The sequence below is a fragment of the Paraburkholderia kirstenboschensis genome (assembly GCF_032806925.1).
Classification (GTDB): domain Bacteria; phylum Pseudomonadota; class Gammaproteobacteria; order Burkholderiales; family Burkholderiaceae; genus Paraburkholderia; species Paraburkholderia kirstenboschensis.
On sequence record NZ_CP136513.1, the window covers coordinates 1,506,478 to 1,530,334 of the forward strand.

The window sequence follows — 23,857 nt, forward strand, 5'->3', positions numbered from 1 at the left end:
AGGACCTTGTCATAGTGTTCGGCGCGGTTTGGAGAGCGTTGCGGTTCAGGGCGTGTCGGACGGGTCTTTTTCCGCGTCGATGGCCGCATGCGCCGCCGCGCGCGCTTCGCGGCTCGCGCGCCGCCGCTCGGCAAAGAACGACTTCAGCGCAGCGCCACATTCGCTATCGAGCACGCCGCCGGTAACTGCGGTGTGGTGATTCAACTGCGGGTTTGCAAATGCATCGACGACGCTGCCGCACGCGCCCGTTTTCGGATCGCTAGCGCCGAACACCACGCGGGCAATCCGGGCGTGCATGATGGCGCCCGCGCACATCAGGCAAGGCTCGAGCGTCACATAGAGTTCGCAGCCCGGCAAGCGATAGTTCTGCGCGATCTGTGCCGCGGCACGCAACGCGACCATTTCCGCGTGCGCCGAAGGGTCATGCGCGCCGATCGGATGGTTGAAACCTTTCGCGATTACTTCGTCGCCACGCACGAGCACTGCGCCGACGGGCACTTCACCAGCCGCGCGGGCTTCTTCGGCGGCAGCTTGCGCGAGGGCCATGAACCGGCGGTCGCGGTCGGAGACGATGGGGTTCGCGGTGGTTGGGAGCGGCGTGGGAGAGTTCGACGTGGCTGAGTTCGGCGTGGTCTCGGCAGCGACACCCGGCTCGCTGACTGCGAAGTCACCGACGATAGTGCCAACACCACCGACAGTAACAGGCGGCATATCCGGCTCCTTCCCTGCCTCGATCCAGTCCAGGTTCGAGCCCAACATGTCGCGACGAACGACCGGCTCGCTCACTGCGGCCCCGCGCCGACGACATTCGCGGCGGACGTCGCCGCGGCGGAGCTTTCCAACCCAGACATATCGTTGTTAGAAGCTCGCTCGGACAATCGCTCTGCAATCCGACGGCAATATTCACGCGGCAGCACCAGCGGGCCTCCACGCAACGATTCGAGCGCCATGTGGAGCGCCAGCATGCGAGCCTGAAGGCGGCACCGCGCGGCCTGATCGCTCACGGCATTCAACTCGGCCTGCAAGTCACGCAACGCGCGCAACTGCTCCATTGCGGGCGGCACGAAGCCCGCGTTTTTCAGGATCCGGTTGGCGACGCGCACTTCTTCCGGGACCAGAGCATCATCGTCCAGGTTGAGCGGCGCGCCTGCGCCCGGCAAATCGTCGAATTCGCCCCGGGCGGCGGCGGCGGCAATACGCTGTTCGACTAACGCATCAAGCAATCTCATCTGCAATCCACTACGTTGCGGCCCAAGCATTCTATCAGGGAGCGCACACGGGTTCCTTCCGCCCGATTCACCCGACCCGCCGGCTTTTCGGATTTTGCGTATTGGGGCTCGCACGGATGCAAGCTAGGCTTCAACACTTTTTGCGCGGCACGCTCGCGGGATGCTTTGCCCGCCTGCTTCGCGGCATGCTTCTCGGCCTGCTTCGCTTGCCTGTTTGGCCCCCTCTTTCGCTTCCCTGTTTCCTGCTTTTTTGCCACCGATCATGCAATTGCAAATGACCCACTCACGCCTTAACGACGCTGCGAGAAACACTGCCACAAACACTGCGCCGCAGCCCGCAGCCCGCAGCCCTTGTGCCCGAGCGCCGCGCCCCACAACCCGCGCTCCGCGCCCGGCTTGACAGGCGCTCATTCATTACGGCATTGCGCGCCGCATGCGTAGCCGCAGCGATGTCCGCCCTGCTTTCCGGCTGCGCAGTTTTCTGCGGCGGAGCCGGCGGAAGCGGCGGTGGCTTCGCCGGCGTTTGCGCTACCGGTATGCAATTCTAGGCGCACGCGAACCACTCCCCCCAAATCACAACTGGCTTCACGCCCTCCGTTCATGTCCCTCTTCACGACCATCGAATCGTCGCGCCGTTGCCACTAGGGAGCGGCACCTTCGAGCGGCCAGCGCGCGAGCACGATATGCCGGGTACGCCCCAACAAACTGTGTATCAACGCGAAACCGCGCACATTCCAGCAGACCGGCTCCACCGGACGCGCGGCGGCCCAGGGCAAGCCGTAAGCCAACGTGACATGCGGCGTATAAGCCACTGCCGCGGAACCCGCGCGGCTTTCGATGCCACTGTTGTGCAGCGCGTCTGCCAATGCATCATGAAGCCGATGCAGACCCAGCACGCCCTCACTCCCTGTCAACACTAAGGGGCCCGGTCGCGGCTTCGAAGCGAAGCTCTCCGCCGTATCGAATTGGACGCTAAAGGGCGCCATGCGAACCGCGGCAGCCGCTTGCATGGCCGCCTCCACGTGTGCCTGCGGCAGCCCCCCCGCGAAAATGCCGAGATGACGCAGCGTGACGTGCAAACGCCCGACGGCGAGCGGCTTACTGCGGACGCGCGCCTCCCCGCAAAGCTGTTGCGCGAACTTTGAAATGCTGGCCGCCGTATCGGCGTCCGGGAAGACAGCGAAAAACAGGCCGTCTGTTGGCGTTGGCGGCGCCTCGAGCCCGGGCAACCACAGTTGTTCAGGCATCTTGTTCCTGCGTGCTGAAATCCGGCATCTACACGAATCCCCCTTCACATTGACCAAGCTGGCGAAAGCCAGCAGAAAACAAGCGGAAATCCGGCAACCCACAAGCAACCAACAGGCGACCAACACGAAGCAACAGCGCGCCAGCAAGCGCCCAAACCAAACCGCAAACCTGCCAAAAAACGCTTGCGCTTCCCTATCGCCTACGTACAATACTGTACATCCATACAGTATCGGCGGCAACGTGGAACTGCAGAAAAAGCTCGAAGTACTGGCTGATGCGGCCAAATACGACGCATCGTGCGCCAGTAGCGGCGCGCCTAAGCGCGCCTCGCGCGGCACGGAAGGTTTGGGCGCCAGCACCGGCGCGGGTATCTGCCATAGCTTCACGCCAGACGGGCGCTGCGTGTCGCTGCTGAAAATCCTGCTTACCAATTTCTGTCTGTACGACTGTCAGTACTGCGTCAACCGGCGCTCGAGCAATGTGCCACGGGCGCGCTTCACGCCTGAAGAGGTCGTGGACCTCACGCTGGACTTTTACCGGCGTAACTATATTGACGGGCTGTTCTTGAGTTCAGGCATCATCCGGTCGTCGAATTACACCATGGAGCAACTGGTGCGCGTAGCGCAGTCGTTGCGCGAAGATCACCAGTTCCGCGGCTACCTTCATCTGAAAACTATCCCGGACGCCGACCCAGAACTGATCGCCAAAGCCGGCCGTTACGCCGACCGTCTGAGCGTGAACATCGAACTGCCGACCGAAGGCAGTCTCGCGCGCCTTGCACCGGAGAAGGACGTGCGCACCATCAAGCTCGCCATGGGGTCGATCCGGCTTGCGCAGGAGGAGGCGCTTGGCGACGCAAAAGCTCCCCGGTTCACGCCTGCCGGCCAAAGCACGCAAATGATCGTCGGCGCGGATCAGACGAACGACAGCACCATCCTGCAGACCGCGGAAACGTTGTACGGGTCGTACAAGCTGAAACGCGTGTATTACTCGGCATTCAGCCCGATCCCTGACAGTCCTTCGGCCGTACCGGGCGAGGCGCCGCCGTTGCTGCGCGAACACCGGCTGTACCAGGCGGATTTTCTGTTGCGCGGCTATGGTTTCAACGTCGCGGAACTGTTCGAACAGCCGGGCAATCTGTCGCTCGACATGGACCCGAAACTCGCATGGGCGCTCGCCCATCGCGAACAGTTTCCGGTCGACCTGAACCGTGCGCCGCTTCGCATGATCGCGCGGGTGCCGGGCATCGGCATGCGCAATGCAAAGCGGCTGGTCGAATTGCGGCGCTCGCGGCGGGTGCGCTATGAAGACCTGGTGCGTCTGCGGTGTCCGCTGGAAAAGATCAAGCCGTTCGTCGTCACACAGGACTATCGCGCCGCCATGCACGACGCGTCGTCGGCTCATCTGCGGCGAATCCTGACGCCGCCGCCAATGCAAACGCAAATGCAGTTGTGGTGACGTGTCGTGCTTCATTGCATCGAGATCGAAAACCATTTTGCCGCGTGGCGTGCAGCAGCGCTCGTTGCGCTGGCTCAAGGCCTCGCACCGGAGTCGATCGAGTGGCGCATTAAAGAAGGCGCGGGTCATGATTCGCTGTCCGGACAAACGGCACTCGATTACGGTGAGACGTCCGGCAACGCGGCGCTCATGTCGGACGCCCCGACAGTCCACATCTCGAAAGAACTGTCGGCGCTGCTGCATGATGCGGCGCTCTATCGCGAGCCGGACCGGTGGGCATTCCTGTACAAGGTGCTGTGGCGCTGGCAATGCGGCGATCGCGCGGCGGCGTCGCCAGCCGACGTCGACGGCGCTAGGCTTTATCGGATGGCTAAAGCCGTGCGGCGCGCGAAGCACGACATGATTGCGTACGTGCGCTTTCGCAAGCAGAAACCGGACGCTCAAACGCCCGAGTACATAGCGTGGTACGAACCCGAACACGATGTTCTCGCGTGGGCCGCGGAACATTTCGCGCAACGCATGGGGCGCTCGTCGTGGATGATCGCGACGCCCCACGGCGCCGCATTCTGGAACGGCGAGCAATTGCATATCGAGGCGCGCCGGGCTCTGCGCCACGAACATCGCTGCGACACTGAAGACGAAGCCGAGGCGCTGTGGCTCGCGTACTACCGCAGCACATTCAATCCTGCGCGTCTGAACGAAGCCGCGCTCGAACAGCACATGCCGGTGCGGTTCTGGAAAGGGCTGCCGGAAGGTCATCTGATTCCCGCCATGATCAGCGAAGCAAAGAGCGGCGCGCGGCGCGTCGCGCAGGCGAGCGGAGTCGCGGTGCTCGGCGGCAAGTCCATTGCTGTTGAAGCCGAGTTCGCGCAGCCCGCCCGCGATCAGCCATCGTCGCTGGACGCCTGCCGGCGCTGCGACCTGTGGCGCAATGCGACGCAAGCCGTCGGCAGTTCGGGACCTCGCGACGCACGTATCATGCTTATCGGTGAGCAGCCCGGCGATCAGGAGGATCTGAGCGGCGAGCCTTTCATTGGGCCGGCGGGACAGTTGCTGGACCTCGCGATCGGCCGAGCCGGCCTATCGCGCGAGCAGCTTTATCTGACGAACGCGGTAAAGCATTTCAAGTGGGAACCTCGCGGTAAGCGCAGGCTGCACAAAACCGCCGCGCAGCGCGAGGTGGAAGCATGTTCGTATTGGCTCGAGCAGGAGTTGCAAACGGTTCGGCCGTCGGTCATCGTCGCGCTCGGCGCAACGGCGCTCAATGCGTTGCTGCGTGAAAAGGCAAGCTTGCGCGACTATATCGGTAAGCCGTTCGAACTCGAAGGCGGTTGGGGTATTGCAACGTATCACCCTTCGTTCGCGTTGCGTCAGCAGGACGACGCCGCGAGCGACAGAGTGCTGAGCGCCATCGGCGAAGCACTCGCCGAAGCGCGGAAACTGGCGGCATCCGTGCAAGGCGAACCGCGCGGAGTACCTTAACTGCTAGACTTCATCGCACGTTCCGTCATGCGGTTAAGGGGGCTTCAATGACCGCAAAGCTACAAGTCAGCAACTCGGGGCCCAAGCGGCGAATCATCAGTGCTCGAGGGCCTTGGGAACGTACAGGGCCTTGGGAGCCTCGGAACCCTTACTAGCCCCAAAAAGCCTTGCAGCCCGTCAACGCCCGCTCCCCAGCACCAGGCCAAAACGAACAGGACCATTCCATGAAAGACGACGTCGCCCGGGTCTCGCTCTCCACTGCATTCTGGTATTGGCTGCGGCTCGGCTTCATGAGCTTCGGCGGTCCGGCCGGGCAGATTGCGCTGATGCACCAGGAACTCGTCGAGAGAAAGCACTGGATTTCAGAAACGCGCTTTCTGCATGCGTTGAACTACTGCATGGTGCTTCCCGGGCCCGAGGCGCAGCAACTGGCTACGTACATCGGCTGGCTCATGCATCGCACGTGGGGCGGCGTGATCGCGGGCGGGCTTTTCGTGCTGCCGTCGCTCTTTATTCTGATGGGCCTTTCGTGGGTCTATCTGGTGTTCGGCAGTGTCCCTGCAGTGGCCGGCGTGCTGTACGGAATCAAGCCGGCCGTGACTGCGATCGTCGTGTTTGCGGCGTATCGCATCGGCTCGCGCGCGCTTAAAAACGCGTGGCTGTGGTCGATCGCCGCCGCGGCGTTTATTGCGATCTTCGCCGTCAAGGTGCCGTTCCCGTTAATCGTTCTCGTGGCGGGAGTCATCGGTTACGTCGGCGGAAAATATGCGCCGGGGACTTTCGTGATTGGCAGCAAGCACGGCGCCGCCGCCCAGCTTTACGGCCCGGCGCTGATCGACGACGACACGCCGACGCCTCGTCACGCGCTCTTTACCTGGAAGCGCTTTTTTATCGTGCTGGCAAGCTTCGTCGTCATATGGCTGGTGGCGATCGCGACGCTGGCCGCGCTTTTCGGATGGAACGGCGCGCTTACGCAAATGGCCTGGTTTTTCACGAAGGCGGCGCTGCTTACATTCGGCGGCGCGTACGCGGTTTTGCCTTACGTCTACCAGGGCGCGGTCGAGCATCAGCATTGGCTGACAGGGCTTCAGATGATCGACGGTCTTGCGCTCGGCGAGACGACGCCCGGCCCGCTCATCATGGTGGTCGCTTTCGTCGGCTTTGTCGGTGGGTGGACCCGCGCGATCTTCGGTCCGGACGCACTGCTGCTGTCCGCGGTTGTCGCGTCGACGGTCGTGACGTTCTTCACTTTTCTGCCATCGTTCATGTTCATCCTGCTGGGCGGGCCGTTCATCGAGACCACGCACGGCAATCTGAAATTCACCGCGCCGCTGACTGCGATCACCGCCGCGGTGGTCGGCGTGATCGTGAATCTTGCCGTCTTCTTTGCGCTGCACGTTTTATGGCCGCAGGGCCTGCATGGAAGCTTCGACTGGCCGTCGCTCGTCATCGGGCTGGCGGCTGCCATCGCGCTCTTTCGCTTCAAGGCCGGCGTGATACCCGTGGTGCTGGTGTGCGGCGCGGCGGGGCTCGCGATCCGGCTGCTTGTATGACACGCAAGTCGTCCGGCTCTATCGCGGCGCCTGTGAGGAAACGCGCTCAGGTACTCGCTACCAGCAACTCCTCGGCATTGTTCGGCGGACGCAAGCCATCGCTTCTGTTGGCGAAGTAGCGTTGCGTGAGGTCGGTCGCAGAGACGTGCCGCGCCTGCGCGAAGCCGGCCTCGTGGGCAAGCGCCAGCATCTCGGCGGGCGTGAAGAAACTGAGAAAAGGCGTGCCGCTTTCGCGCGCGCCCTTCTCCGCCATTTTCAGTCCGGGGCGCACTTCGGGGTCCGCCATGTCCAGCGGCAGCAGGAACGTCATGGCTAGCGTCGATCCCCGGGCGAAAGCCGCGACCTGGCGCAGCGTGGCCGCGTTTGCCTCACGCGTGAGATACATGCTCACGCCCGTCGAGACCACGATTGCCGGCTTGCTGTCGTCGAAGCCCTGCGCCATGAGCCGGTCCTGCCATGCTTCGCCAGCCTCGAAGTCGACCGGCACAAAGCGCAGCCATGCCGGGATGCCGAAACCGAGCTCGCCCAGCCGCTGACGCTTCCACTTCTGCGGCCCCGGCTGATCGACCTCGAATACCGTAAGGCGCGAAGCAATCCCCGGCCTGCGCTGCGCGAAACTGTCGAGGCCCGCGCCAGGAATCACATACTGGCCGATCCCGAGCGCCGCCTGTTCGACCACCAGATCTTCGATGAAACGTGCGCGCGCCACGATCGACGCGCGAAACGACCGCGTGAACTGCGGGTCCATGTCGCCGCGCTGGCGCCAGTCGTCGCCGGGAGACAGCAGTTCGAGAATCCGGCCGAGCCCGGCGACGTCTCATATGCGATCATCGTTTGAACCAGACCAACAACGGAGATCGCGATGAACAGCAAATGGTTTTCGAACTTCGCCAGCTATCTGTCGACAATGACCGGCCGGCCCGGCACTTTCGTCGTGGCTGTGTCGCTCGTAATCGTGTGGGCAATTACGGGGCCGTTCTTTCACTACAGCGACACATGGCAGCTCGTGATCAATACGTCGACCACGATCGTCACGTTCCTGATGGTTTTCCTGATACAGAACACACAGAACCGCGACACGGCCGCCATGCAGATCAAGCTCGACGAACTGATCCGCGCAATCGAAGGCGCTCATAACGCGCTGCTCGATCTCGAAGAACTGGAGGAGAAAGACCTGACGCGCTTTCGCAAGCAGTATGAAAACCTCGCCAAGGAAGCGCGAACCGCATTGCGCGAAGGCGGCAGCGATACCGATTCGCCGTTCGTCGACAATCGCGAAGTCGGCGACGAAAAACGGCGTGATGCAGACAACGACGGTGGCGCCGACAACAAAGCGGCAAAACGTGAGCGGAAAGACTAGCTCAAGACGGTTATCACTTACAGATGCTGCAAGGATTGGGCGCTCAAGCCGGCCGACAATCGAAGGTGCCGTGCCACGTTGCCAGCCGCCTGGGCAAGTCCGCCAATTCCCTTTAAGATGGAACAGGACGGAACGCTCGACGCACTGTCGCGCATCAGCAAGATCCCCGAACCTTGAACCGATTCCTCAACCTCATACGGCCCGCGCAAGACGCGGTCATAACGGGAATACCATGACCATCGATCAAGCCGTTGTCTCGTCGTTCACGCCTGCCGGCAAAGTGCGGGCATCGATCAATCTGGGCAACCCCATTCTCGCTAACAAAGACCCGCATACCGGCGAGCCGTTCGGCGTATCGGTCGACCTGGCGCGGGCGTTCGCACAGAGGCTCGGCGTCGAACTCGAACTGGTGGTGTTCGACGCAGCGGGCAAATCGGTGCAGGCCGTGAGCGAGGAGCGTGCCGACTTCGGCTTCTTTGCCGTCGATCCGCTGCGTGGCGAGACGATTGCATTTACCGCGCCGTACGTGCTGATCGAAGGCTTTTATCTGGTGCGCGACGACTCGCCTGTCCGAACCAATGAGGACGTCGATCAGCCGCATAACCGCGTCGCGGTCGGCAAGGGCAGCGCCTATGACCTCTTCCTCACGCGCGAACTGAAGGCCGCGCAGATCGTCCGTGCGCCTACCTCAACGACGGTCGTGCAAACGTTCCTCGAACAGGGTCTCGAAGTCGCGGCCGGCGTGAAGCAGCAACTCGAAGCCGATGCGCGCAGCACATCCGGACTGCGGCTTCTCGATGAGCGCTTCATGGTCATTCAACAGGCAATGGGCACGCCGAAAAGCCGCGGTGAAGCGGCGGCCACCGCGCTACGCAGCTTCGTCGAGGAAATGAAGGCGTCGGGGTTCGTGGCGGAATCGCTCGCGCGGCATCGGATTGCGGGCGCATCGGTCGCGCCCGCGGCCTGATCGCGCATGCTCAGCTATACCGGCGGTCTCGTTCTCTTTGCGGCGTTGCTTCACGCAAGCTGGAACGCGCTGCTGCACGGCAATCGCGACCGCTTCCTTTCCATGTCGTGGATGAGCATCGCCATCGCGGCGGTCGCCACGCTCATCATTCCATTCACGCCGTTGCCGGCGGCCGCGGCATGGCCGTATATCGTCGCATCGGGCCTCGTGCATATCGGCTATAACGCGAGCCTCGTGCGCGCCTACCGCCGCAGCGATCTGGCGCAAGCGTATCCGATCGCGCGCGGCTCGTCGCCGCTTCTGGTCACGCTCGGCGCGGCGCTGTTCGCGCATGAGGCGATCGGCCCGTTGCGCGCTGCCGGGATCGTGATGATATCCGGCGGCATCATTGCAATCGCACTCGAAGCGGGCCACGTGTCGCGCACCGGCGTGCTGGCCGCGCTCACCACCGGCGCGACGATCGCGCTTTACACCGTGATCGACGGCATCGGCGTGCGCCTGTCGGGCGGCGAAGCGCTTGCCTACACGGCATGGATGTTCCTGTTCTACTGGCTGATGCCGGTGCTGTTCGTCGCGATGCGCGGCGTGCCCGCCCTATGGACCCCGATACGCTCGGCGCCAATGGCGGTCGGCTCCTCGCTGGTGGGCGGAATTGTATCGGTCGCGGCATATGGCATCGTGATCTGGGCGATGCAGTCGGGCGCGATGGGCACGGTGTCGGCATTGCGCGAGACCAGCGTGGTGTTCGCGGTGCTGATCGGGCGGGTGTTTCTCGGCGAAGCGGTGAGCGGCAAGCGCTGGCTCGCCTGCGTGGTCGTGGCGGCCGGCGCGGTTTGCCTCGGACTTTGAGCCGGGACTCGCCGATCCGGCGCGTGGCGTCGCGCTTGCCTGCGTGATTCGTCGGGTACTTTCCCGGAAGCTACCTGTGCCGCTTGCTGGAAGGCCGTACCGTCGGTCAGATACCCGATACGGTCGGCCCTCCGTGCATCGATGCGGGTTACATCGGCGGCGCAACGCCATCCTTTTCCACAACCACGCGCTGAGCGATATACGTACCCTGCGACCCCGCCGTTGCCACGATGAACACCTTCTTGCCCGGCGTCAGGTCGGTGCGCGCGGCCGTCGTAAAGGTCACGATAGGTACATTCGGCGGCACCGTCACCTCGTTATTGCCGCCCTTGTACGACAGCTTCAGGTTTCGGCCGCTCGTGCCCTGAACGACTGTGTCGACGTTCGCATTGGTCATCGTGCTGTTCGGGCCGAGATCCCAGTCATAGTGACCTTCGCCCGTGCCGCGCGCGGCTTCCGGGAATACCACCACCTCGGTTGCCGTGAGCTTGCCGTCGGTGCCGGTCGTGGCCGCAGTGCCGACGAACGAGCCCGGCTTGATGTCGGAAAGCTGCATCGACTTGACTGCCGACACGGTAACGGCGGGCTTCAGTTCGATCGACACCGTGTCGCCGCTACGGCGGTGCACCTTCAGGACGTCGCCATCCAGCGCGACGATATCGCCACGAATGCGCGACGGTTTGGCGGCGGGCGTCTGCGCAAGCGCGGCACCGGCAAGAGACAGCGCCGCAAGCGTGACGCCGAGTTTCAGGCGAGTAGACATGAATGCTCCGTAAGAAACGGTTGAGAGAACTGCAAAGCCCTGAACGGGCCAATGAACATCAGGAACCGCCAAACCAGTTGTAGCCCTGGTTCTCCCAGTAACCACCGGGATAGTCGTTCGTCACGCTGATTGCGACGATATGCTTCGGATTTTTGTAGCCCAGCTTGGTCGGCATGCGCAGCTTCATGGGGAAGCCGTATTTCGGCGGCAGCGGCCCGCCGTCGTAGCCAAGCGTGAGCTGCGTTTGCGGATGGAGCGCCGTCGGCATGTCGATGCTCGTCCAGTAGTTGTCCGCGCAATGAAGCGACACATACTTTGCCGTGATGTCGGCGCCGGCGCGCTTCAGGAAGCCGGCAAAGCGCACGCCGTCCCAGCGGCCGATCGCGCTCCACCCTTCGATGCAGATATGGCGAGTAATCTGGCTTTCCTGCGGCAACGCGCGCAGCTCGTCGAGCGTCCACACGCGCTTGCCGTTCGCGAGGCCGCTCACTTCCAGCCGGTAGCTCGCGGCATCGACCTCGGGGACGTCGTCGATATCGTAGAACGCGTTGAACGGAAACGGCCGCGTGATCATCGATTCGGGATACGTCGGCGCGAGCGTGTTCGGACTGAAGAGCAATGCCTGCACGTCGTCGTTGAAGGACGACATCTTGCGCAGCATCGTATTCACGGATTTGTCGTTGGACAGATCGCAGCCCGACAGCAGCGCGATCCCGCCAAGCGTGAGAATGCGCTGGCCCAGCAGACGGCGCGCCGGATTCTTGAGTTCGCTGCGCGCATCCTTGATGATGGTCTCCGCATGAGACTGCGCAAACGCGGTGAGTTTTGCGGACTTGTTGCGAAGGGTCATGGTTAGCGTCCCCGAATCATCACGAGCAGCGAGCGCGGCACGAGCGCGACCATCGCAATGTGCACGACGAAGAATGCGACCAGCACGCTCATCGCAACGAAATGCACGACTCGTGCGTTGTCATATCCGCCCATCAACGTGCGCAGCAGCGGAAACTGCACGGACTTCCAGATCGCGAGCCCCGACAGAATGACGAGCGCGATATCGACGATCACCACGAGGTAGGCGAACTTCTGCACCGCGTTGTAGCGCGAAAGGTCTTCATGCTCCAGCTTGCCGCGCAGGGCCGCCGTGAGATCTTTTGCAATCGACCTGATGCTCACCGGCAGCAGTTTGCGGCGCAGGCGCCCCGAAACGATGTTGAGCCCGACCTAGACAAGAAAATTGACGACCAGCACCCACATGACCGCGAAGTGCCATTGCAAGGCTCCGCCGAGCCAGCCGCCCAAGGTGATAGTGGAAGGAAACTGCAAGCCCGCAAAGATGGGCGATGCGTCGTGGATCTGCCAGCCGCTCATCACCATCAGCACGACGGCTAACGCGTTGACCCAGTGTGCGATGCGGACCCAGGCGGGTTGAATCGTGGTGTAACTCAAAGCGGCCTCGTGGTTGGTAGCTGCCAAGAAACGAGCGGGGTTACCGACGTAAACATCGCCGGCGGGCAGCTATTCCATTGCATGAGAAATTTATTTTTGCGGCGAAAGGTGAATCGGGTGATTGGTCATGGTCAGGTTTTTTTCGCCTGCACCTCGCGCGTGAAGCCCATCATCAGTTGCGGAATGCCTGGCGGGAAGCTTGCGTCCCGATCTATCTGCCATGTATGCCAGGTCTTGCCGTAGGTCGTCACGAGGTCCTGCATCAGTGCATGTCCGGCGACATCGGGAATGCGCGGCGGCAGCCGCAGGCGGTCGGTTCATGTGCGTTTCTGTAGGGATGGGCGCGCCGCCGGCGGTTGCATTTCGTGCTTCGCGCAGTTCGATTTCGATGCGATGTGCTATCGGGCTGTGCATAGCGCTGCTTCGCGGGGGCCGCCCACAGGCGCAACCCGTTTGCCCTCAGCCGGCTCACAGCCGGAGCTTTGCAAGCCCGGTCGCGCCGCTTCGACGTCGGCGGGTCATGCTCATCTCGGGGCTCCGTAGGCACGCATGCGCCGGGATCACGCGCGAACATCGCAAGCTATCCGCGCTCTTGCGGACAACCTCAGCAATCCAGCATCGCCTATACCCGGCAGGGCGCCATCCAGCCAAACCGGCGCGACAGGCGCGGCACGGCCCGCGCCGCACTATCCCCCTCCCGGCCGACGATGCGCACGAACACACGGACAAAAACTATTGGTTTTCTCTAGAGTTGATGGATCGTCGGCCAATGCCGGCCGACGAAGCCGCGCTGACTCGCAGCGTGGGTCAACCAAAAGGAAAAAACCAAATGGGAACGTCTCTTCACAACGAAATATCGACCATCGACGACCGGCGCAGCACCACCCACCTGCCCTCGTCCGGTGCGCCGTTGACACTCAAACACACGATCCACCCGGAGCAGATTCGCGACAATCTGCCCACGGGCCAGGGCGGTGTCGGGTTTCTCTTTCACGCTACAGACTGGCAGACACTTTCTTTTTCCTTTCACAACGTAAAAACAAGAAACGAGTCGTTCGAAGAAGAGCTTTGGCGCACCAAGCCGTTCATTGCATCGCCAATCTATTCGGGCTCGCAGATGATCGGCGCGAACATCGCGTGCCCGGTGCCGCTCGAGCTCTGGCTCGGCAGTCCGCGCGGCATCAAGCGGTTTCGCGAGACCCAGTTCTTCCCCGCGCTCGAACTGGCGCGCCAGGCCGGTTTGAACATGGTCGCGATGGGCGCCTCCACGCCTTACGCGTGCAACTATGGCGCGCTGCCGAGGCAAACCAGGCCGCCGCATATCACGACCGGTCACGCGGCCACCGCGGCAATGCTCAAAGATTGGGCGATCCACTGCTGCAACGAGCTCGATCTCGAATTCGGCAAGACAAAGCTCGCGCTCTTCGGCGCGGCCGGACGGCTCGGCACGACGGTCGCCAAGTATCTGCTCTACAAGGAAGCGCCGAAGGAACTCGTGCTGATCGACTTGCCGGACAAGGTCAGCCTGCTCGCGGACCAGGCAAGGGAGCTGATGGCGGCGGACCTGCTTGGACGCACCAAGGTGTCGGTCCACACCTTCAGCCCCGACACCGCATTACCGCAGTTCGACGGCGCCGTCCTCGCGAGCAGCACCAGCGTGCCCTATCTCACCGCCTCGGACCTCAAGCGGGCCCGCTTCTGGATCGACGACTCGCACCCTCGCGCGGCGAGCGTGGAAGCGGAACTCGCGTCTCGCGGACATACGCTATATATTGAATGCTTCGCCCGCGGCCCGGCCGGCCTCGATTCGAGATTCCCGTTCAGGCTGCCGAGCACGCGCGACTGCTATACCTGTTTCGCCGAGGGCTATGCCGCCTGGCAGGAAGGCATCGCTTCCGACTTCATCATCGGCAGCCCGCCCGTGTGGTCGGTCTCCTACACTCACGGCCTGCTGAAAAAGTACGGATTTACGGTCGGACCTTTTCACGGAAAGGACGGCTCGGCGATCAACCTCGATCTCGGCGTGACGGCAACTATGAATTGACGGGCTCGTAAATGTCACTGGAGGCCAGATGCTAATACCGCGCGAAAGCATGCAGGACGTGCTGGAACGAAGCCGGTTTGCAATTCGATGGGGAGGCGTACTCGGCCTCGTATGCCACCCCGTCTATTACCTGGTGTGGACTTACATCCTGCCGCAGCCGTACGACAATCTGCCGCTGCGTCTGAGCGCGGCGCTCATTTGCGTGCCATTGATCTTTCAGGCGCACTGGCCGAAGCGGTTCAATCAGTACCTGCTGATCTACTGGCACGTTTGCCTGATCTACGTGCTGCCGTTCGTCTGCACGTTTCTCGCGATCAGGAATTCATTCTCCACCATGTGGATGATGACCGAGGTCATGATGATCTTCATCATGGCGCTCTGCATCGACAATCCATTTCTGCTCATGGGCTGTATCGGCATCGGCATGCTGTCCGGCGGGCTGGCTGCGGTAGCCAGTTCGCCGGCTCCAATCGTGCTGAGCACGGCGAATCAGTCGGACCTCGCGGTGCTGCCGGTTGTCGTCCTGTGCAGCATGGCCTTCAGTCATGCGATCAGCAAAGGGCGCATCTTCGTCGAGAAGAACCGCGCACTGCAGGCGCTCGCCGGGTCCATTGCGCATGAAATGCGAAATCCGCTCAGCCAGTTGAAACACGTTCTGGATCGCGTGGAAGAGACGCTGCCCGCCGTTACCGAACATGGCCGCGCGCCCGCGCTGCCGGGTGCGGGTGCGGCGCTGCTCTACCGGCATCTCGCGCACGGGCAGTTGTCGATCGAGCGCGGCCTGCGCGTGATCGCAATGACGCTCGATGAAGTCAGTGCCAAACAGATCCGCTCGGACTCCCTCACTTACCTGAGCGCAGCCGCGACCACACGCAAGGCGCTCGACGAATACGGCTTTGCCGACAGGAAAGAGCGCGGCAAGGTCCGCCTCGCGGTGCTCGAAGATTTCACCTTCAAGGTCGACGAAACTGTCTATCTGTTCACCCTGTTCAATCTGATCAAGAACGCGCTGCATCACATTGCACCGCTTCCTTCTGCCACGCTTACACTGACCGTCGACCGGCACTGCGTCAGCGTTCGCGATACCGGCAGCGGTATCGCCCCGGAGATCCTGCCACATCTGTTCGAGCCGTTTCGCACCGCCGGCAACTCCGCGGGTACGGGCCTCGGACTCGCCTACTGTCAACGCGCCATGCGCGCCTTCGGCGGCAGCATCGCCTGCAAGTCGGAGCTCGGCAAGTTCACGCAATTCACGCTGCAATTTCCGCCCGTCACCGAGAGCGAGGTGGCGGCGCACGAGCGCGCAATCGTCGAGCGCGCCACTGCGGTGCTCATCGGCAAACGCATCCTTCTCGCCGACGACGACGCCGCTCAGCGCGCCCGCACACGCCGCACGCTGGCGAAGGTCGGCGCCGAGGTGAGCGAAGCCGAAAACGGCGCGGCCGCATTGGCGATGCTGCGCGAAGCGTCGGCATACGACCTCGTGCTGATGGACGTCAACATGCCGGTGCTCGACGGCTACTCGGCCACCGAACAGTTGCGCGCCGGCCGCGATCATCCGAACTGGAACGTGCTCGTCGCCGCCTACACGTCCGAGCCTGGCAACATCGCGCGCGTGCTGGCACGCCGCGCCGGCATGGACGACATGATCAGCAAGTCCTGCAGCGTCATGGACCTGTTCACGTCGCTGCAAGCGCTTTTCGAGAACGGCAACCGGCGCCATCTGAACCAGCGGTTCGACGACTTTTCGGGCAAGTCGATTCTCGTTGCCGACGACGACAACTACAGCCGGCTCGTTGCCAAAGCCTATCTGGAGCGCTTCGGCGCGAGCGTCGTTGAGGCCGAACATGGGCAGGCGGTGCTGGACCGGCTTGACGAAGAGGCCGTCATCGACGCAATCGTGGTGGACATGAACATGCCGGGAATGGGCGGCCTCGAAACGGCTGCGGCGATTCGCGCGCGCACCGACGGCTACGCGAGCGTGCCGATCATCGCGTTGACGAGCCAGTCGGATATCGGCTCGGTGCAGGCGTGCATCAGCGCGGGCATGAACGAAGTGATGATCAAGCCCGTGCAGGTCGGCGCGCTCTATGCATGCCTGACGAGACAGTTCGCGCAGCAGCGCAGCGGCAGTAGCGGCAGTGCGCCGGTCGAGGCGCAGCGCTCGCCGATGTCGGCTCAGGTGCCGCCGTCGTCAGGCCCGTCAGGCCCGTCAGGCTCGGCGGGGTTGCCGGCGCAAGCCGCGTCGGCAGGCTCTGGCGGCGGTCTCGCCGTGGTGCGCGAAAACGATCTGCTCGACGCCGCTCATCTTGGAGAACTGGCGGCACTCGACCTGATTGACGAATCGTTTGCGAACGGCATCGAGCAGATCCGCGCGCTGACTTCGCAGCTTCGCGCGAACGCCGCCGACCGCGACCTCGACGCCGCGCATGGCGCGTTGCACGTGCTGCTTGGCGCGAGCGGCAACGTCGGAGCGAAGGCTTTGCACCAGTTCACGCGGCACATCTATCCACGCACGCTGGAAGGCGAATGGCCCGCGGAGCCGGACTGGCTCGAGCGGATCGACGCGTTGAGCGAGCGTTCAGCCGACGCGCTGTATCGCTATCAGGCGTCTGCAAACGCCGGGCGAGGCCAGCTCGAAGCGCCGGGCGACGCGGGGCGCATCAGCACCAGCGCGGCCGCGAGCACCACCACGAGCGCCACCACGACCACGAACACGAGCGGTCTCGCGGTTCGCGAGAACTAAGGCTTCGTGCTCAAGCGGCGTGACTGTCCGACGCCGCTTCGCTCACGCCGTCATGCACCCGCCCTCTGATGCCGGGAAAACGCATTGTCACGGTGGTGCCCTCACCGACCGTGGATTCGATCCTCAGCCCGCCGCCGAACGACTGCATGATGCGGTTGCAAAAGATCATGCCCATACCGTGGCCGCCACGACCCGCGTGCGTTGTGACCGGATCGAGCAGCAAGCGCGCCTTGACCTCCGGTGCGATGCCCGGACCGTTGTCGTGCAGACGGATTTCCGGCTCGGGCCCGTCCGTCACTTCTATACGCAGCGAGGGCGCCGGACAACCGTCGAGCGCGCGCAACGCATTCGACAACAGCGAAGAGAGCACGAGCGCCACGCAATTCGGCATAGCATGCACGACGAAATCGCCTCGCATGTCGACGCCTATCCATTCGCGCTGCGAGCCGGCGAACGGATAGGAGTCGAGTAGCGTGGCGACGAGGCGTGTCGCCTTGACCTCGCGCGCGGCGCTGCCGGTCGCCGACTGCGGGCCGCCGCTTTTGTGCACCGTCGCCCAGAACGACGAGATCAGCGTCAGGCAATACTGTGCGTTGTTCAGCATCGAGGTGGCAGCGGTGCCAATTTCCTGTTGACGCTGCGGGTCGTATTCCTGCGCGACATCGTTTTCGACCGAGCGCGCAAAAAGCGATATCGCGGCAAGCGGCGTGTTCAGTTCGTGAGCGAGGAACGCAAGCGTCTCGTCCATTGCAAGCAGCCTTTGCTGACGCGTCTCGCGCTCGACGTAGCGCGCCACCGCCTGCTTCAGAACCTCGCGCACCGACTCCATGCGAAGCGGCTTTTCGATGATGCGGAACAGGTCGCCGGTATTGAACGTTTGCAGCAGCATGTCCTTGTCGGCATAGGCGGTGACAAGGATGCGCACGATCTGCGGATACGCCTGCGCAACCTCGCGCAGCAGATGGCCGCCATCGCGCCCCGGCATGCGAAAGTCGGTGACGAGCACGGCGATTTCAGAACCGAGTTCTTGCAGCAGCGCCATGGCTTCGTCGGCGCCCTGGGCCAGATGCACGCGGTAATCGTCACGCACGGCGCGCGCAAAGTGGTTGCGCGACATCTCGTCGTCGTCGACGAACAGGATGGAAAACGGCGCTTGTATCGTGTCACTCATCGTGTTTCCGGCGGTTCCCTTGGCGGACGCCGACAGTCGGGGTTCGCTCGCATTCTACCGTCGCGGCAGGCCGGATCGGAAACGCAGGTCATTGGGCCGGCGTAAAAGGACTAAGTCGATTCGACCGGATTAAAGGCGTTCGGCAATAAATCCCATTACAGTTTACCCACGCTCCCGCAGACATTCACAATACAATAATTACACTAAACCCACAATTACCTTCGACCCGGCATTCAGCACGATAATTGCTCCCAGGATTAACACCGACAAAGCTGCGCTCTTTCCTGCAGCCGCTTAACGGTCGGCGTACACTCGCGCTCGAAGCCCATGCCATAGGGCGCACCGGGCACCTCTACATCGAACGCGCGTTATTGGAGACCAGGAGAACATCAATGAACTGGACACGGGAACAGAGAAACGTCACGATTGCCGCCTATCTTGGCTGGACACTCGACGCATTCGATTTCTTTCTCATGGTGTTCGTATTGAAAGATATCGCGGCGGAATTCAATACGAAAATCCCCGAAGTCGCATTCGGCATAATGCTGACGCTAATGATGCGCCCGGTCGGCGCGCTGATTTTCGGCTGGCTTGCGGACCGCTATGGTCGCCGGCCCACGTTGATGGTCAACATCGCGTGCTTCTCTCTGCTCGAACTGCTGTCCGGCTTTTCGCCAAACCTTGCCACGCTGCTCGTGTTGCGCGCGCTGTTCGGCATCGCGATGGGCGGCGAATGGGGCGTGGGCGGCGCATTGACCATGGAAACCGTGCCGCCGAAATCGCGCGGCATCGTCTCCGGCCTGCTGCAAGCAGGCTATCCGAGCGGCTATCTGCTCGCCTCGGTCGTGTTCGGCGTGTTCTATCAGTACATCGGCTGGCGCGGCATGTTCTTTGTCGGCGTGCTGCCCGCGCTGCTCGTGCTGTACATTCGGGCGCACGTGCCGGAATCGCCGGCCTTCAAGACGCTCGAGAAGCAGGCGCGTCCTGGCCTTGTCGCGACGCTGAAGCAGAACGTGAAGCTGTCGCTCTACACGATCGTCCTGATGACCGCGTTCAACTTCTTCTCGCACGGATCGCAGGACCTGTACCCAACATTCCTGCGCGTCCAGCATCAGTTCGACGCGCATACGGTGTCGTGGATCACGATCACGCTGAACATCGGCGCGATCTGCGGCGGGCTCTTTTTCGGAATGTTGTCGGAGAAGATCGGGCGCAAGCGCGCGATCTTCATCGCCGCGCTGATCGCATTGCCAGTGCTGCCGTTGTGGGCTTTTTCGAGCACGCCGGTGCTGCTCGCGCTCGGCGCTTTCCTGATGCAAATCTCCGTGCAAGGCGCATGGGGTGTCATTCCTGTTCATCTGAATGAGATCTCGCCCGATGAAATTCGCGCGACCTTCCCCGGTCTCGTGTATCAGCTGGGCAATCTGATCGCTTCGGTCAACGGTCCGCTGCAGGCGAGCGCCGCTGAAGCGCACGGCAACAACTATGCGCTCGTGATGGCGGTCGTGATCGGCATTGTCGTCATCGTGATCTGCGCGCTGATTCCGTTTAGCCGCGAGCGCCGCGGCATCGACATGACGCAGTCGGCCAGACATGTTGGCCCAGATCCGCGGGGAAGTACGGTTGGAGGACAGGTCTAAGCGTTCGCACCAGACAACAGGTCTTCATTCACGCGAGGCCGTTCCGATTCTTCGGAACGGCTTTCTTATTTCCGGATGCAAACGTGCAGCTAACCCCTACGACGGGCGCGAGGCGCGAGGTCTTCTAGAGGAGTTAATCGACATCCGACCCTTGCCCGGATCGACCATCCTTCTTATTCTGAAAAAAACGGCTGTTTCAAATACCTATTTGAATCGCGTGTTCGCAAAGCGGGCGCCCGAGAACAGGGAGACGCAATATGGCAGGTCGCACAACAGGCCGGCACGCCGGCGATACGAAGTCACGCATCCTGGATGCGGCCGAGGCGCTCTTCATCGATTGCGGATACGAGGCCATGTCGCTGCGCCCGATCACTTCGCGCGCCGAGGTCAATCTTGCGGCGGTCAACTACCACTTCGGCAGCAAGGAGTCGCTGATTCACGCGATGCTGTCGCGCCGGCTCGACCGGCTCAACCAGGAGCGAGTGAAGCTCCTTGAGCGTTTCGACGGGATGCTCGGCGAGCGTCTGACCTGCGAGCACGTGCTCGGCGCAATGTTCATCCCGGCGCTGCGGCTCTCGCGCGATCCGCGCGTCGGCGGCAAAGCGTTTCTGCGCTTGCTGGGCCGCGCTTATACGGACCCGTCCGCGTTCATTCGCGACTTTCTGAACGCCCACTATGCGTCGGTGGCCGGGCGTTTTTTCGATGCGTTTCAGCGCGCGCTGCCGCATCTGCCGCGCGAAGAACTGGGCTGGCGGCTGCACTTTGCAATCGGCGCGTTGTCGGGCGTGCTCGCGGGCACCGATACGGACAGCCTGATTGCCGAGTTCTCGCAAGGCAAGTCAATGAACGATCTGCAACTGATCGCACGCCTCGCCTCGCTGATGGTCGCCGCGCTGAAGGCGCCGCTGCCCGATGCGTCGCAACTCGCGATGTTCGCCGCCGTGCTGGGCGATGCCGACGATACAGGCGCGGACAGCGCTATCGACGGCAGCACGCAGAGTGCTGGCGATGCGGCAAGTGAAGCGCATGGCGACGGCTCGGGCTTGTTGGAGTCGGCGGCGGGTTCATCCGCTTCTTCGGGACCTGTGGACTCCGACGGCAAGCATCGCGGCGGCACGATGGAGGCATGCTCGTTCCAGCAGGCGTTGCATGGCGCGACGTAAAAGGAGCGCCCGCAACGGCCGTTTTACCGATGCGGGCGTTACGCACAAAGACGCAAAGCCGCTCGCACAACATCGATAACAACGTGAACCGTCCATGCAACGTGGATGCGTTTGCACGCATCACGGAAACAGGGAGGAAACGTCATGTCGTGGTTCATCCTGCTGCTGATTGTCGGCGCTCTTGCGCTCGTCTACGCTCAGGCGCGCGCGCTATGGTGGCTTGCCTTCATGATCGCCTGGGTTGCGGCGGTACGATTGAGCGGAGCCGCGGGCGCGGCCGCAACCACGCTTTTCGCGATCGTTCTGGTGCTCCCTGCCTTCGTGTTCGCCGTCAAACCGTTGCGCCGCGCGTGGCTCACGAAGCCGGTGCTCGACGTGTTTCGCAAGATCCTGCCGGAGATGTCGCCGACCGAGCGCGACGCGATCGAAGCCGGCACCGTCTGGTGGGACGCCGAACTCTTCTCCGGACGGCCTCATTGGGACAAGCTGCTCGGCTACGGTCCCGCGACATTGACGGCGGAGGAGCAGGCGTTCCTCGATAATGAATGCGAGCAGCTGTGCGATCTCGCGAACGACTGGGAAACCACTATGGTGTGGCAGGACTTGTCGCCGCAAGCATGGCAATTCGTCAAGGAGCGTGGTTTTCTCGGCATGATCATTCCGAAGCGGTACGGCGGCAAACAGTTCTCCGCGTACGCGCATTCGCAGGTCATCATGAAGCTGGCCACGCGCTGCTCGGCCGCAGCCGTTTCGGTGATGGTGCCGAACTCGCTCGGCCCCGCCGAACTGTTGATGCACTACGGCACCGACGAGCAGAAGAACCACTATCTGCCGCGTCTCGCGCGCGGCGAGGAAATTCCATGCTTTGCGCTGACGAGCCCGTACGCCGGTTCGGACGCCGCCGCGATTCCGGATGTCGGCATCGTTTGCAAGGGCATATTCGACGGACGCGAGACGCTCGGCTTTCGCGTCACATGGGACAAGCGCTACATCACGCTCGGGCCGATCGCGACCGTGCTCGGCCTTGCGTTCCGGGCGCTCGATCCCGAGCATCTCCTCGGCTCGGCCGACGAACCCGGTATTACCTGCGCATTGATTCCGACCGATCATCCGGGCGTGAACATCGGTCGTCGTCATTGGCCGCTGAACGCCGTGTTCCAGAACGGCCCGAATTCCGGCAAGGACGTCTTCATTCCGCTCGACTGGGTGATCGGCGGACGCGCTCAGGTCGGCAACGGCTGGCGCATGCTGATGGAATGCCTCGCGGCGGGCCGCGCGATCTCGCTGCCGTCGTCGAATGTCGGGATGGCGAAGCTCGCCGTGCGCGGCACGGGCGCATACGCCGCGGTTCGTCGCCAGTTCCGCACGGCTGTCGGCAAATTCGAGGGCGTGCAGGAAGCGCTCGGACGCATGGGCGGCAATCTCTATGTGATGGATGCCGCGCGCCGCCTGTCCGCGCATGCGGTCGATCTCGGCGAGAAGCCTTCGGTGATTTCGGCAATCGCCAAGTACCACATCACCGAACGAGCCCGCATGGTGATCAACGACGCCATGGACGTGGCCGCCGGCAAGGGAATCTGCATGGGGCCGTCTAACTTTCTGGCACGCGCGTATCAGCAGGTGCCGATTGCGATCACCGTGGAAGGCGCGAACATTCTCACGCGCTGCCTGATCATCTTCGGCCAGGGCGCGATTCGCTGCCATCCGTATGTGCTGAAGGAGATGAGCGCGACGCGCGAGACGGACCGCGCCAAAGCGCTGCGCGACTTCGACGACGCATTCTTCGGCCATGTCGCCTTCACGCTTTCGAACGTGGTGCGCAGCTTCGTCTACGGCATCACGGGCGGCGCGTTCATTGCGAAGCCGCGCGCTGCTCATGCGCCGCTTCACGCGTACTATCGCGCGGTCACGCGGCTTGCCACCGTTTTCGCGCTGCTCGCGGATGTCTCCATGTTCGTGCTCGGCGGCGATTTGAAGCGCCGCGAACGCATCTCGGCGCGCCTTGGCGATGTGCTCTCGCAGCTTTATCTGATCTCCGCGACGCTCAAGCGTTTCGAGGACGAGGGCCGTCAGGAAGACGATCTGCCGCTCGTGCGCTGGGGCGTCGAAGATTCGCTCTATCGCGCGCAACAGGCGCTCGACGGCGTGCTCGCGAACTATCCGAAGCGCTTCGCCGCCGGCCTCGTGCGTGTGCTGGCGTTCCCGTTCGGGCTGCCGCATCGCGAACCGTCGGACCGCCTGGGCAGCGAGATCGCCGAGTTGATGCAGACGCCGGGCGCCGCGCGCAACCGGCTGGTGTCGGACTCCTACGTGCCGCACCCGGATGTCGACGGGCTCGGCTATGGCGAACTCGTGTTCGAACTGAACCCGCGCTTCACGCAGATCGAGCAGAAGCTGCGCGAAGCGGTGAAGGAGCGGCGCCTCGAGCCAATGCCGCAGAGCGTCGCGCAACTCGCCGCATGGGCCGACGCCGCGCTGCAACAAGGCCTGATCGACGCCGACGAGCGGCGTGTGCTCGGCGACTACGCGCGCTACGCCGCACAAGTCGTGAAAGTCGACGATTTCCCCGCCGATTTCGACATTCTCGCCAGTCTGCAACAACGCAAGGAGGCGCTCGAAAAGGTCATGGAAGCGGCGCTGTGATTCCCATGGATGCTTGCGCAAACGCATGAAAAAACCTCGCTGCGTGGCACGCCGATGCGCCAAACTCAGTGCACACTGACAGACGTGCGGGCGTG

The 23,857-nt window shown here is 62.9% G+C and carries 18 protein-coding genes and 2 pseudogenes; 11 read left to right on the forward strand and 9 right to left on the reverse strand.

The genetic code is table 11. The annotated features are described in order from the left end of the window. Positions 1 to 45 precede the first annotated feature (45 nt). From tadA to RW095_RS29405, 3 genes are all read right to left on the reverse strand, one after another. Complete coding sequence (tadA, locus tag RW095_RS29395; protein ID WP_394365204.1) at positions 46 to 786, reverse strand: tRNA adenosine(34) deaminase TadA; 741 nt, start codon at positions 784 to 786, stop codon at positions 46 to 48. Continuing rightward, complete coding sequence (locus tag RW095_RS29400; RefSeq protein ID WP_317022253.1) at positions 783 to 1,229, reverse strand: DnaJ family domain-containing protein; 447 nt, start codon at positions 1,227 to 1,229, stop codon at positions 783 to 785. Before RW095_RS29400 ends, tadA begins: the two co-directional genes overlap by 4 nt. 641 nt (positions 1,230 to 1,870) lie before the next feature. After that, on the reverse strand, positions 1,871 to 2,476 hold the full coding sequence (locus tag RW095_RS29405; RefSeq protein ID WP_317022254.1) for a 2'-5' RNA ligase family protein: 606 nt from the start codon (positions 2,474 to 2,476) through the stop codon (positions 1,871 to 1,873). 241 nt (positions 2,477 to 2,717) lie between these two features. On the opposite strand from RW095_RS29405, the gene RW095_RS29410 reads away from it, so the two are divergent. The 3 genes from RW095_RS29410 (at position 2,718) to chrA (ending at position 6,970) form a co-directional block, all read left to right on the forward strand. Beyond that, entirely contained in the window at positions 2,718 to 3,935 is a 1,218-nt protein-coding gene (locus RW095_RS29410) for a putative DNA modification/repair radical SAM protein (RefSeq protein ID WP_317022255.1), read from the forward strand. 6 nt (positions 3,936 to 3,941) lie between these two features. Beyond that, positions 3,942 to 5,417 (forward strand): UdgX family uracil-DNA binding protein, encoded by a 1,476-nt coding sequence (locus RW095_RS29415; RefSeq protein ID WP_317022256.1) that lies wholly within the window; start codon positions 3,942 to 3,944, stop codon positions 5,415 to 5,417. Positions 5,418 to 5,641: 224 nt separating this feature from the next. Next, on the forward strand, positions 5,642 to 6,970 hold the full coding sequence (gene chrA / locus RW095_RS29420) for a chromate efflux transporter (protein WP_317022257.1): 1,329 nt from the start codon (positions 5,642 to 5,644) through the stop codon (positions 6,968 to 6,970). Positions 6,971 to 7,016: 46 nt separating this feature from the next. Here chrA and RW095_RS29425 read toward each other — a convergent pair. Next, positions 7,017 to 7,763, reverse strand: a pseudogene (locus tag RW095_RS29425) (class I SAM-dependent methyltransferase); the annotation flags it as partial. 69 nt (positions 7,764 to 7,832) lie between these two features. Here RW095_RS29425 and RW095_RS29430 point away from each other — a divergent pair. The 3 genes from RW095_RS29430 (at position 7,833) to RW095_RS29440 (ending at position 10,146) form a co-directional block, all read left to right on the forward strand. Next, entirely contained in the window at positions 7,833 to 8,330 is a 498-nt protein-coding gene (locus tag RW095_RS29430; RefSeq protein ID WP_317022258.1) for a low affinity iron permease family protein, read from the forward strand. Positions 8,331 to 8,562: 232 nt separating this feature from the next. Beyond that, on the forward strand, positions 8,563 to 9,297 hold the full coding sequence (locus RW095_RS29435) for an ABC transporter substrate-binding protein (protein ID WP_317022259.1): 735 nt from the start codon (positions 8,563 to 8,565) through the stop codon (positions 9,295 to 9,297). Positions 9,298 to 9,303: 6 nt separating this feature from the next. Continuing rightward, positions 9,304 to 10,146 (forward strand): DMT family transporter, encoded by an 843-nt coding sequence (locus RW095_RS29440; protein ID WP_317022260.1) that lies wholly within the window; start codon positions 9,304 to 9,306, stop codon positions 10,144 to 10,146. A 148-nt stretch (positions 10,147 to 10,294) separates the two neighbouring features. On the opposite strand, the gene RW095_RS29445 is transcribed toward RW095_RS29440, so the two are convergent. The 4 genes and pseudogenes from RW095_RS29445 to RW095_RS29460 all read right to left on the reverse strand — a co-directional run bounded on the left by RW095_RS29445 (position 10,295) and on the right by RW095_RS29460 (position 12,618). Further along, entirely contained in the window at positions 10,295 to 10,909 is a 615-nt protein-coding gene (locus RW095_RS29445) for a hypothetical protein (RefSeq protein ID WP_317022261.1), read from the reverse strand. Between the two features lie 58 nt (positions 10,910 to 10,967). Beyond that, complete coding sequence (locus RW095_RS29450) at positions 10,968 to 11,759, reverse strand: molybdopterin-dependent oxidoreductase (protein WP_317022262.1); 792 nt, start codon at positions 11,757 to 11,759, stop codon at positions 10,968 to 10,970. 2 nt (positions 11,760 to 11,761) lie between these two features. After that, positions 11,762 to 12,355, reverse strand: a pseudogene (locus RW095_RS29455) (cytochrome b/b6 domain-containing protein). Between the two features lie 131 nt (positions 12,356 to 12,486). Beyond that, positions 12,487 to 12,618: a DUF1264 domain-containing protein gene (locus RW095_RS29460; protein ID WP_394365205.1), complete on the reverse strand. Its 132-nt coding sequence runs from the start codon at positions 12,616 to 12,618 to the stop codon at positions 12,487 to 12,489. 566 nt (positions 12,619 to 13,184) lie between these two features. Here RW095_RS29460 and RW095_RS29465 point away from each other — a divergent pair. Both RW095_RS29465 and RW095_RS29470 read left to right on the forward strand, forming a co-directional pair. Continuing rightward, positions 13,185 to 14,399: a hypothetical protein gene (locus tag RW095_RS29465; protein ID WP_317022263.1), complete on the forward strand. Its 1,215-nt coding sequence runs from the start codon at positions 13,185 to 13,187 to the stop codon at positions 14,397 to 14,399. A gap of 28 nt (positions 14,400 to 14,427) precedes the next feature. Beyond that, positions 14,428 to 17,145 carry an ATP-binding response regulator gene (locus RW095_RS29470; protein ID WP_317022264.1) on the forward strand — a complete coding sequence of 906 codons (2,718 nt, stop codon included), beginning with the start codon at positions 14,428 to 14,430 and terminating at the stop codon, positions 17,143 to 17,145. A 10-nt stretch (positions 17,146 to 17,155) separates the two neighbouring features. Here RW095_RS29470 and RW095_RS29475 read toward each other — a convergent pair whose 3' ends face one another. Continuing rightward, on the reverse strand, positions 17,156 to 18,316 hold the full coding sequence (locus tag RW095_RS29475) for a hybrid sensor histidine kinase/response regulator (protein WP_317022265.1): 1,161 nt from the start codon (positions 18,314 to 18,316) through the stop codon (positions 17,156 to 17,158). Between the two features lie 392 nt (positions 18,317 to 18,708). Between RW095_RS29475 and RW095_RS29480 the strand changes: the two genes are divergently transcribed. From RW095_RS29480 to RW095_RS29490, 3 genes are all read left to right on the forward strand, one after another. After that, positions 18,709 to 19,956, forward strand: a complete 1,248-nt coding sequence (locus RW095_RS29480; RefSeq protein WP_317022266.1) for an MFS transporter — start codon at positions 18,709 to 18,711, stop codon at positions 19,954 to 19,956. A gap of 257 nt (positions 19,957 to 20,213) precedes the next feature. Beyond that, positions 20,214 to 21,119: a TetR/AcrR family transcriptional regulator gene (locus RW095_RS29485; RefSeq protein ID WP_317022267.1), complete on the forward strand. Its 906-nt coding sequence runs from the start codon at positions 20,214 to 20,216 to the stop codon at positions 21,117 to 21,119. A 144-nt stretch (positions 21,120 to 21,263) separates the two neighbouring features. After that, positions 21,264 to 23,762: an acyl-CoA dehydrogenase gene (locus RW095_RS29490; RefSeq protein WP_317022268.1), complete on the forward strand. Its 2,499-nt coding sequence runs from the start codon at positions 21,264 to 21,266 to the stop codon at positions 23,760 to 23,762. Positions 23,763 to 23,857: the final 95 nt, after the last annotated feature.